This window comes from Oleiphilus sp. HI0086, from assembly GCF_001635225.1.
Window position 1 is genome coordinate 1 of the sequence record NZ_LWFZ01000535.1, and the last position, 10,881, is coordinate 10,881.

The window sequence follows — 10,881 nt, forward strand, 5'->3', positions numbered from 1 at the left end:
CCTTGCTGCGTGAGGATTATGGCCTACATCAAAATATAAGCCTTTTACTTGGCTAGACTGTTCAAGGCGCCCTGACAACTTAACATTGCACATGCTTCGATATACCGAGTCGGCATCCAGCGAGCGGCCATCAAGCAATAGAGCGATTAACTGATAGGCGAGAAGAATATTGTTATCGGGTAAATTTAGCTTTGGAAACCCCTGAAACTTGAACCTACTCAAATCTTTCTGGGCAACACTCACCAAGTCATCGTCAATATAGAAATCTTCATGACAGACCAAGGTTTGACAAGCGAGCTTCTCAGCACATTCAAAGACGCTTTGAGGAAGGTTTTCACCAGCCAAAAATGGCTGACCTTTCCTTAGGATACCAGCCTTCTCTCTGCCTATTTGTTGAATATCGTCGCCGAGCCAGTCAATGTGATCAATGTCGATTGAAGTAATCACGGAGATATCTGCATCAACGATATTTACGGCATCCAAGCGCCCTCCTAAACCGATTTCGAGCAACACGACATCAAGATCTGCATTAAAGAGGACGTACAAAGCAGCCAAGGTGCCGAACTCAAAGTAGGTAAGCGGAGTGTCTCCCCTCACCTCGTCAATATATTGGAAGGCCTCAACAAGCTGATGGTCACTTGCATCAACGCCAAGCAATTGGACTCGTTCGTTGTATTTAGATATATGTGGAGAAGTATAGGTACCACACCTTAGCCCTTGCGAAGCCAGGCCAGCTTGGCTCAAAGCAATTGTCGAGCCCTTGCCATTAGTACCTGCGACCACCACAATTTTTCGCGGGCGCGCCTCAAAGCTCATTTTTTGGTAGACAGACTTTACTCTATCTAAGCCAAGCTCAATTTCTTTTGGGTGAGATTGTGATATGTGGCTTAGCCACTGATCGAGAGTGTTTAGCACGTTAGGCATGACTTAGGTAGACTGAAGCTCTTCACTCTCAGGTTCGGAATCAGAACCATCGCTATCAGCACTACTTTCTTCAGGTTTAGTCTCTTTAACTTCGTCCGGCGCTACTTTCGCCACTCTGAACTCTGTCAGTTTTGAAATAAGCGAAGACAAGCGATCCCTTAGTTCATGGCGCTCTAGTATCATATCGATTGCGCCATGCTCTAGCAAAAACTCACTCCGTTGAAAACCTTCTGGTAGCTTCTCTCGCACAGTTTGCTCAATAACACGTGGTCCGGCGAAGCCTATCAAAGCATTTGGTTCTGCGATATTCAAATCGCCCAACATCGCCAGACTAGCAGATACTCCACCAAATACAGGGTCTGTTAGTACAGAAATATAGGGAAGTCGTGCCTCTTTTAACTTCTCAAGTGCAGCGGCTGTTTTCGCCATTTGCATAAGTGAGATCAAGGCCTCCTGCATCCGCGCACCACCACTGGCACTAAAGCAAATCAATGGTTTACTTTCATCAAGACATAATTTTATCGCGCGAACAAATTTCTCCCCGACGACAGCCCCCATAGAACCACCAAGAAAAGAGAACTCAAATGCAGCAACGACAACCGGAACACCGTTTACTTCACCCTTAAAAGTAATCAAAGCGTCTTTTTCACCGCTCGCTTTTTGATTCGATACCAACCTGTCTTTGTATTTCTTCGTGTCTTTAAACTTCAGACGATCAACCGGCTCAAGGTTGGCATTAAGCTCAACCCGGTTATCGGGGTCAAGAAAGAGATCAATTCGCTGGCGAGCGGATACACGCATATGATGTTGGCATTTAGGGCAAACATTAAGATTTTTCTCAAGCTCAGGGCCATATAAAGCAGCACTACACTTTGGGCACTTTTTCCATACGCCTTCAGGTATATTGCCTTTTGAACCCGAGTCAGAACGAATCGACTTGGGTTTAATGATGTCCAGCCAACTACTCATTTTTCTACCTACACTCGTAACTTACACATTCAAAGTAAGAGATGGATTAAGCATCCATTGCAATACGCATTGATGAAACCAAGCCCTTAACGGCCTTATTTAACGCAACTTGATCATCTTTATTTTCAGCAATCAGATTTACAATGACGCTGCCAACAATAACGCCATTAGCTAACTTGGAAACAGCAGCAGCTGACGCTGCATCTCTAATCCCAAAGCCAACCCCAACCGGGATTTGGTTATATTTTTGGATCAATGCAACCTTCTCGGCAACCTCAGTTGTACTCAGTTCAGCTGAACCGGTGACACCTTTAACGGATACGTAATATACATAGCCGCTGCTATGACGACCGATATGCTGTATTCTCTCGTCGGTAGTTGTCGGTGCGATCAGGAAGATAGAGTCCAGATCATTTTCTTTCAGAAATGGTACAAGAGATTCAGCCTCTTCAGGCGGCAAGTCGACGATTAACGCACCATCAACACCAACCTCGGCAGCTTCAATAGCAAATTTTTCGTAACCTTTAATTTCCAAGGGGTTTAGGTAGCCCATCAATACGACCGGAGTATCTTGGTCTGTTTCACGAAATTCCTTCACCATCGAAAATATATCATCAAGCGATACATTGTGTTCAAGTGCACGCTCGCAGGCTAACTGAATTACCGGGCCATCGGCCATCGGGTCGGAAAATGGCACGCCAAGCTCGATTATGTCTGCGCCAGCTTCGACTAAGGTATGCATAATCTCAACCGTTGCGCCCGGTCTAGGGTCACCGCCAGTTACGTATGGGATTAATGCTTTTTTACCTTCGGCTTGCAAGTTCTCTAATACAGATTGAATACGACTCATAACTACACCTCAATTCCATCTATGCCAGCAACGGTATGAATATCTTTATCACCACGACCTGAAAGGTTAATGATCATAATTTTATCGGATGACATCGTCGCCGCCTTTTTAATTCCATAGGCGATTGCATGACTTGACTCAAGTGCAGGCATAATACCCTCAACTAGCGTTAGGCGACGGAATGCAGCAAGTGCCTCATCGTCGGTAACCGACACGTAATTTGCTCGCTTCATGTCCTTCAACCAGGAATGCTCAGGACCAACGCCTGGATAATCAAGCCCTGCAGAAATAGAGTGAGTGCCCTGAATCTGGCCAGCCTTATCAGACATCAAGTAGGTACGATTTCCGTGAAGAACTCCCGGAGCGCCAGCGCATAGCGGCGCAGCATGCTCACCAGTCTCGATACCGTGTCCTCCAGCCTCAACACCATACATCTCAACATCGTGGTCGCAGATAAAGGGGTAAAATAAACCGATTGCATTCGAGCCACCACCTACACAAGCGACTAAAGCATCAGGTAATCGCCCTTCTTTCTCAAGGCACTGAGCTTTTGCTTCTCGACCGATGATCGCCTGGAAGTCACGCACAAGCATAGGGTAAGGGTGAGGCCCCGCAACCGTACCAATAATATAAAAAGTATTATCGACATTCGTTACCCAGTCTCGAAGCGCTTCATTCATCGCATCTTTTAGGGTTTTAGTGCCGCTTGTTACTGCTTCAACTTCTGCACCCAGGAGCTTCATTCGATAAACGTTCAGAGCTTGACGACGCACATCTTCAATGCCCATAAAGACCTTACATTCGAGGCCCAAACGAGCTGCAACGGTCGCAGAAGCAACACCGTGCTGACCTGCACCTGTCTCAGCAATCACTCTTGGCTTACCTAAGTACTTAGCTAATAGTGCCTGACCGATGGTATTATTTACTTTGTGCGCGCCGGTATGATTAAGGTCCTCTCGCTTAAGGTAGATCTTTGCACCGCCCACTTCTCTAGTCAGACGTTCGGCAAAATAAAGCGGTGAAGGCCGACCCACATAGTCAGCCATATCCTTATCAAACTCTTTACAGAACTCAGGGTCATCTTTGAGAGAAAGGTATTTCTTCTCAAGGTCTTCAAGCGATGACATCAAAGTCTCTGAAACAAATCGACCACCATAAGGGCCAAAATGCCCTTTATTATCAGGAAGTTGAGCTAACAATTCTTCAGTAATTCGTGTATTCGCTGGCACTCGACACCTCATCTACAAAACTTGAAACTTTAGAGTGGTCTTTCACACCCTTACGTAATTCTACACCGCCACTTACATCTACCGCATAGGGGCGCACCTGTTTAACAGCAGCGCGCACATTCGAGGCGTTTAAGCCCCCGGCAAGAATAAGTGGTTTAGTGGTATTTTTTGGAATAATTGACCATTCAAAGGCCTCTCCTGTTCCACCAGGAACACCTTTTTTATAAGTATCTAGCAATAAGCCTAAGGCACTAGAGTAATGTTTATCGGCCTCTAGAATATCTTGCTCGCACTGAACACGCACGGCTTTAATATAAGGACGATCAAAGCTTGAACAAAAATCTTCGTTTTCATCGCCGTGAAACTGAATAAGGCTTAGCGAGGCTAGGTTAGAAACCTCTTTCACATAAGACTTAGAAGCATTAACAAATAAACCTACAGCAGAAACAAAAGGTGGAAGTTTAGCAATAATATCGCAAGCAAGTTCAGGAGAAACATAACGCGGACTCGGTTCATAAAAAACAAAACCAAGCGCATCAGCACCGGCGTTCACGGCACCCAAGGCATCACTTAAAGATGTTATACCACAAATTTTTGTTCTAGTGCGCACTTTGTCTTGCACAACCCTTTAGCTAAAAATAAATATGCGTCAGCATTATATCGATTTGCTAGACTGCATAATAGTGAAAAATAGTTGAGGCGCTGCTCGCTTCCTAAAACACAGGGCCAGACCATACATACTACAATGCTTAACTAGTCGAGCCTATGAGAAATACGCCACAGATCTGCATCATTGTCCATGCTTCCCGATGCACTTGCAATCATTGAGCGAATTATCGACGGCGCTCCTTGAGATACAGGCACACCAAAATGGGAGGGGTAATCGACATGCGTTAAGAACAAACCATTTGGCTGCGCAGTCACTCCCCCCTTAGTCCGGTCTCGTGCTTCGAGCACCCCGGCACACCAATCTACTGGTTTTCTCTGCTTACCTATTTCCATCAAAACACCAGCAATGTTACGAACCATGTGATGCAAAAATGCATTTCCCTTAATATCAATAACTAAAATATCGCCGAAGCGTTGAACATTAATAAATTCGACAAACCGAAACGGCGTTCTTGACTGGCAGCCTACAGCCCTGAACGAGCTAAAGTCATGCTCACCCACCAAACATTGAGCTGCCTGGTGCATCTTTATTTCATCTAAGGGGTCATGACACCAAGTCATTTCATTATGGAAGATTGAAGGCCTGACCGGGTGATTGTATATCACATAATGATAGCGCCTACTGGTAGCAGAAAATCGCGCATGAAACTCAGAGTCAACACAGCCAGCCCATGAAACACTGATATCTTTTGGTAGGTTTGAGTTGCTACCAAAAACCCACGCTCTTTCACTACGCTGCACTTCGGTGTCAAAATGAACAACCTGATGAGCACCGTGCACACCCTTATCGGTTCTGCCCGCGCAAACAAGCTCTATGGACTGATTGGCGACACTTGATACAGCCTCTTGTAAGTATTTTTGAACGGTAGGTAAGCCACTCTTTTGAGACTGCCACCCGTGATAAGCACTACCATTATATGACAAGCATAACGCAACACGGCCAGTAACGATTTCGTTACCGGCCGTGTCATTCGAAAGATGACCAGAACTCATTTGAGAGTCAACTCAGGTCGTCTAATTAAGACAAGTTTCATCCAAAAACTACCACTGCAAAATAATTAGTCCAATGAACTTAGCAATTCAGCCGCCTCTGCTTGCTGCTCAGAACTGCCTTCTTTAGTTACTTCTTCTAGTATATCTTTGGCGCCCTCGATATCACCCATATCGATATACGCTCGTGCCAAGTCAAGCTTGGTAGACGCTTCATCAGTACCTTCAAGGAAGTCAAACTCGCTTGCATCACCAAGGTCTTCATCAAACGACTGATCTGCATTCATCTTATCTGAAGCTTGCTCAAGAATATCATCGCTGATAACCGGCTTTTCGGCACCTAATGTTGCGTCAGACTCTAAATCTCCTTCTCCGCCCTGAGCTAATGATTCAACGATGGCTGAATCACTTAAATCTGAAGGCAGCTGAATCTCGGTTTCTTTCTCAAGCTCGCCGCTTAAATCTATGTCATCAAGATCCACGTCAAGAATCGCATCATCAAACTCACCAGAGTCTGACAACTCATCAGTAATCTCATCTACAGTTTCGTCTAGCACATCACTAGGCTCTAGAAGCGAGTCATCCAAGTCAGCAGTTAATTCTGCATCGAGTGATTCATCAATACCTAGATCATGCTCTTCATCTAGTTCAACACTGTCAAAGTCAAAAGATTGTGGTTCTTCCTCAAGCGCTTCAGCTTCAGCCTCAATAGACGCTTCAACCTCGCGTTTTGAGGCCTCAACCTCTTCCATCTCGCGATCTAGCTCAAGCTCATGTTCTTTATCTTCTAGCGACACCAACTGCTCATCCAGCATATCTCCGCGGATAGCGCTCGCTTGATCTAAGGCTTCAGAATCCTGAATTGCTTCTAATTCGCTATACTGGCGGTTAAATGCTTCAGTATCACCACTTTGCTTATATACTTCCAGCAACTTCAAGCGCAAGTCTGTTCTAACAGGTTCTTCTGAAATTGCACTTTCAAGAACTGCTGCAGCCTGATCCAGTCTGCCATAGGCAATGTAAACATCAACTTCAGCGATTACATCCTCATTTTCCTCGCCAGAGACGGCAGGCTCTTCTTCAGCAAATAAGTCTTCATCTATGTATTCGTCATCATCTTCAAGAGGGCTATCTAAAGATTCAACTTGCATGCCGTCTTCTTCAGCATCCTGATAATCGTCTTCCGACGATAGCGCATCTTCGCCCTCTTCTTCATATTCAATTTCGTCACTATCGTGCATTGCCTGAAACTCTTGCTCACGCTTAGCGTTATTACGCGAAACCAACCAGAGGACAAACACAACCAGCACAACAACTAGAACAGCAATTGATAAGTAGAGAGGATTACCAACGATCACTTCGATAATGTTCTGCTCAGCCTTAGCTGGCTTGCTTACAGGCATTTCAATAGACTTAGCCTTTTCAACTGCTGGCGATTTCTCAGCAGGTTTCATGCTCTCGGCCTGACCTGCTTGCTCAGTCTTTGGCATCGCTGCAATTTGCTCAGTACTTTCCTTAGCTTCAGCCATAGCGTCTTTTGCGGCTACCGTCTGATCAGAAGCCTCAGCAGCATTTTCAGCAACTGCGTCAGGCATTGCCATCAGCTTATCAGCCTCAGATAGCTCCTCAGTTTCCTGCGCAGCCTTCGCTTCCGCTAGCTCATTGACTCGCATTTGCGTCTGAATATTTGCTAGCTGATCATTCTTTAATGTAAGGAGTCTTTGCAAGGTTTGTAGCTGTTCTTCTAAGTCAGAAACACGACTATTTAACTCTTTATTCTCGATACTCGCTTTATCCAATTTTTCTAGCGTAATCGCTAGCTTCGGATCAGTCTCTTTACCGTTACTGCCGCCTGTTGCAGAGCTACCAGAGTTAGCACTGCTAGCACCGTCGTTTGTCTTTTCAGCAACAACAAGCTTGAGTTCATCACCAGCCCGCTTAACTGCTGGCTGATTAACGTCAGTTTTCGGTGCTTGGCTTGAAGCTACCGACTTCGAGCGTTTGCCTCTCGCAGACTCGTTCTGCGAAATAACTTCTTCTATTGCCTGATGCGTTGAACGCTGCTTAATCTGCTCAAGGCTGGGCAAACGTAGAACCTGACCTGCCTTCAATTTATTGATATTACCCTGAATGAAGGCACCTGGATTTAGGTCCTGAATAGCCAACATAACCTGCTGAGGGCTAACACTTCTATTTGGCCGCGCCTTGATTGCGATATCCCATAACGTATCAGAGCTACCAGTTGGGCCGTACTCACCACCTGAAATACCAGTCGAAGGGTTAGCAACAGAACGGCGACTTACCGGTGCAGGCTCTGGTACATTAAAAACATCGCCAGTTTGCGCTACCTGCGTCGTAACACTTGCAGCTTTAACCGGTGCGACAGGGTCTTCTGAAAATAATGGAGGATCAATCAACAAAGCGTATTCACGCAATAGTCGGCCACTTGGCCAAATCACTTCTACTAAGAAATTTAAAAACGGCTCTCGGACAGGTTTGTTTGTCGTAAGAACAACGACAAGCTTACCATCGGCATTCGTTTCAACTTTAAACCTCAGATCGGATAAAAAGTAAACACGGTCGACATTCGCTTTTAAAAACTCTTCGCGCGTTGCTAGTCCAGGAAGAATTTCTTCTGCCGAGAAATCACCTGAGTTTACAAGCTCTATTTCAGCTTTTAAGGGTTGGTTAAGTGCAGACGTTACAGTCGCCTCACCAATTCCAAGAGCGAAAACAGACTCAGCAATCAATACACCGAGTAGTGATAGAGCAAAGGCCAGCTTGCGTATCATCACTTATTATCCTTTATTATTTCTAACTTAAAAAAACAGTTCACTTATCTACTACCTTATAAAACTCTTCTACTCTACTCACACAAACAGGCATAGCCCATAAAACAAGGTATACAGGTAAAGAGGATTTTTTAAACACTGTAGATTAAGAAACCGCCACATTTTATTGCTTTTATTGGAAAAAATTCTGCAATATCCAATAAAGTATTGTTTAAACAAGCAGAATTATCAACAAATCTTTGTGTTTAGATTTGTTAAGTTTAAGTTTCATAAAAATGCACAACGAATACTGAACAATTAACGATCAATACGCATACAACCTGAACCAAACAGGAAGCTTTTCAAACGAAGGCTCTCCATGCAATGGCCCAAGTACTCGAAGCGTGATAGGTAATTTGGCTTGCCCTAGGGATTTACTTAACACTGCTACCTGAACCTCACCTTTTGTACGCAACTGATCCCAAAGCACTTTGGTTGGCTTCAGTTCTTGATCTGCATAGACAACCAAATATAGCTCAGAGGCTTCTACCGACTCAATATACCGGGCTATTGCCTCCGCTTGGTTTTTCGTAACATCACCCTCGCCCATGGAAGACCCGTTAAGCCAGACACCAACTGGCTCCGCATAATCCCCATCAGCAGCCGAGCTTTTGGTCACAGTCAGCTCATATATGAAACGCTGCCTAAGGCCATTCTGCACAAAATAGACGGCCGACCAGACTTCTTTCCCCTTACTGAGTGCCCTGCTTGCAACATAGTATTGATCACTATCACGGCCATACAGCTTATGCTCATCAAAAATTTTGTTCGCCCAGTAATTACTGCTGCCACAAGCGCGTTTTTTACACTGGAATAAGATTTCGCCTTTTACTGCTGCAGACTCCAGGTAATAATCAAAAGCCTGACTTAGCTCAACACCACTTTTGAGCCGATATAAACGTGACTCGACATCACCTGCAACAAACTCTTGCTTCTCGATACTCAAGGTATTACTGATGCGCTTCGGCGCGCTCAAAACGATCATCTGTTCAGAAGCTAAGCTTTCAACACTGCCCTCTAAAGAGACAGCCTTATAATTTTCCAAGCCTGAACTCAGCACATCCTGTACCAAGAAAAAAGATAGCAATAAAGTGAAAACCAGACTCTTTTTACTTATCGATAATTTCATCAATTAACTCCGCTGTTGCTGCAACATCACCATCCATGTGGAAGTGATGCCCACCTTCTAGGTCAAAGCGCGTAACATCCTTAAAATAAGATACCCGTTTTTGAGTCCTCTGAGCATCCGAGAAATACCCTTGTTTACCACATAAAACAAAGACCGGACATTCGATACCATTTAACACAACTTCAACTTGTTTTTCAGAAAACCGTACCATAGAAGGGGCTAGTAATTTCGGGTCTGAGCGCCAAATATAACCACCTTCTACCTCCTCTGTACCTCGCTCAATTAACAGCTGCGCTGCTTCTTTTGATACTTTTCCAATCCCCATCATTCGAACGCGAATAGCCATTTCTTTAGTTGGGTAAATGGTCTTTTTACTCTCTCGCGTCTGAGCAGCCTTTGCTACCGCTTTTTTAAGCTGTGGCAATACATTTTCTATTTCGTCTGTTAGAGGCCCTAAACTATCTAATAGAATTAGTTTATCAACCTTTTCTGGCATTGATGCAGCTAAAAACGAACACACAATCCCACCTAACGAATGACCAATCAAGGTAACTTTCTCGCCCGCATCATCAATCTGTTCGAGCACAGAATCTATAAACACGGCAATATCCACCACATTATCGACTAAATGATAAGACGACGAACTTGGCCTATGCTCGCTCCAACCATGCCCAGCCATTTCGACTGCATAGAAGGGACGATCTAGATTTAGGTAGTTGCATAGGGGTAGAAACGAAGCCGCATTGTCGAGCCATCCATGCAGTGCGATAACCGGCACACCATGACGTACACTATTTTTATAACCCGACAAACGCAATTTATCGGTTTGAATACTAAAAGGGCCTAACTCCATTCCATTCAACCTTTATGATAATTCGCTAGAGTCTAAACAGTTTCTTAAAGTTCTCACTTGTGACCTCAGCAACCTCTTCTACGCTGCAGCCCTTTAACTGTGCAATATATTTGGCAACCTCAGGTACATACTTAGGCTCATTTGGCTTGCCACGATACGGAACCGGCGCGAGATAAGGAGAGTCCGTCTCTATCAGCATGCGCTCTAATGGGACTCGCTTAGCAACATCCTTTAGCTCTACAGCATTCTTAAACGTAACAATACCTGAGAATGAGATATAAAAGTTATGATCCATCGCTCTGGAGGCCATATCCCAATCTTCAGTAAATCATGCTAGCAATTGACCAGGTTTTTCTTAGACAAACTCTGTATTGATGAACAAATTCGGAATCTATATCTGCAAGACAGCCAGGCAATAAACCCAAGGACATTTTGTG

The 10,881-nt window shown here is 44.6% G+C and carries 9 protein-coding genes and 1 pseudogene; all 10 read right to left on the minus strand.

Annotation, left to right across the window (positions count from 1 at the left end):
- The coding region (locus A3756_RS06490) for a folylpolyglutamate synthase/dihydrofolate synthase family protein (protein WP_068553125.1) at positions 1-924 on the minus strand (924 nt) is incomplete at its 3' end.
- Positions 925-927: 3 nt separating this feature from the next.
- The gene (gene accD, locus A3756_RS06495; protein WP_068513657.1) at positions 928-1,893 is read right to left on the minus strand and encodes an acetyl-CoA carboxylase, carboxyltransferase subunit beta; all 966 of its coding nucleotides are present in this window, start codon (positions 1,891-1,893) and stop codon (positions 928-930) included.
- Between the two features lie 46 nt (positions 1,894-1,939).
- A complete protein-coding gene (trpA, locus tag A3756_RS06500; RefSeq protein ID WP_068513659.1) occupies positions 1,940-2,743 on the minus strand; it encodes a tryptophan synthase subunit alpha in 804 nt (267 codons plus the stop codon).
- Positions 2,744-2,745: 2 nt separating this feature from the next.
- Positions 2,746-3,972, minus strand: coding sequence for a tryptophan synthase subunit beta (trpB, locus tag A3756_RS06505; protein WP_231872142.1), 1,227 nt, complete (start codon positions 3,970-3,972; stop codon positions 2,746-2,748).
- Complete coding sequence (locus A3756_RS06510) at positions 3,947-4,594, minus strand: phosphoribosylanthranilate isomerase (protein WP_368664575.1); 648 nt, start codon at positions 4,592-4,594, stop codon at positions 3,947-3,949. Before A3756_RS06510 ends, trpB begins: the two co-directional genes overlap by 26 nt.
- Positions 4,595-4,725: 131 nt before the next feature.
- A complete protein-coding gene (gene truA, locus A3756_RS06515; RefSeq protein ID WP_068513664.1) occupies positions 4,726-5,634 on the minus strand; it encodes a tRNA pseudouridine(38-40) synthase TruA in 909 nt (302 codons plus the stop codon).
- Between the two features lie 65 nt (positions 5,635-5,699).
- Positions 5,700-8,423 carry a FimV/HubP family polar landmark protein gene (locus tag A3756_RS06520; protein WP_068553126.1) on the minus strand — a complete coding sequence of 908 codons (2,724 nt, stop codon included), beginning with the start codon at positions 8,421-8,423 and terminating at the stop codon, positions 5,700-5,702.
- Between the two features lie 304 nt (positions 8,424-8,727).
- On the minus strand, positions 8,728-9,591 hold the full coding sequence (locus A3756_RS06525; protein WP_068553128.1) for a DUF4892 domain-containing protein: 864 nt from the start codon (positions 9,589-9,591) through the stop codon (positions 8,728-8,730).
- Positions 9,572-10,444: an alpha/beta fold hydrolase gene (locus A3756_RS06530; protein ID WP_068513671.1), complete on the minus strand. Its 873-nt coding sequence runs from the start codon at positions 10,442-10,444 to the stop codon at positions 9,572-9,574. Before A3756_RS06530 ends, A3756_RS06525 begins: the two co-directional genes overlap by 20 nt.
- Before the next feature lie 25 nt (positions 10,445-10,469).
- Positions 10,470-10,784 (minus strand): annotated as a pseudogene (locus A3756_RS06535) (TatD family hydrolase); the annotation flags it as partial.
- Positions 10,785-10,881: the final 97 nt, after the last annotated feature.

What these genes read in the sequence shown, in the direction of transcription:
- accD (WP_068513657.1), bottom strand. Translation starts at nt 1,893, where the DNA reads ATGAGTAGTTGGCTGGACATCATTAAACCCAAGTCGATTCGTTCTGAC.
- trpA (WP_068513659.1), bottom strand. Translation starts at nt 2,743, where the DNA reads ATGAGTCGTATTCAATCTGTATTAGAGAACTTGCAAGCCGAAGGTAAA.
- truA (WP_068513664.1), bottom strand. Translation starts at nt 5,634, where the DNA reads ATGAGTTCTGGTCATCTTTCGAATGACACGGCCGGTAACGAAATCGTT.
- A3756_RS06520 (WP_068553126.1), bottom strand. Translation starts at nt 8,423, where the DNA reads ATGATACGCAAGCTGGCCTTTGCTCTATCACTACTCGGTGTATTGATT.
- A3756_RS06525 (WP_068553128.1), bottom strand. Translation starts at nt 9,591, where the DNA reads ATGAAATTATCGATAAGTAAAAAGAGTCTGGTTTTCACTTTATTGCTA.
- A3756_RS06530 (WP_068513671.1), bottom strand. Translation starts at nt 10,444, where the DNA reads ATGGAGTTAGGCCCTTTTAGTATTCAAACCGATAAATTGCGTTTGTCG.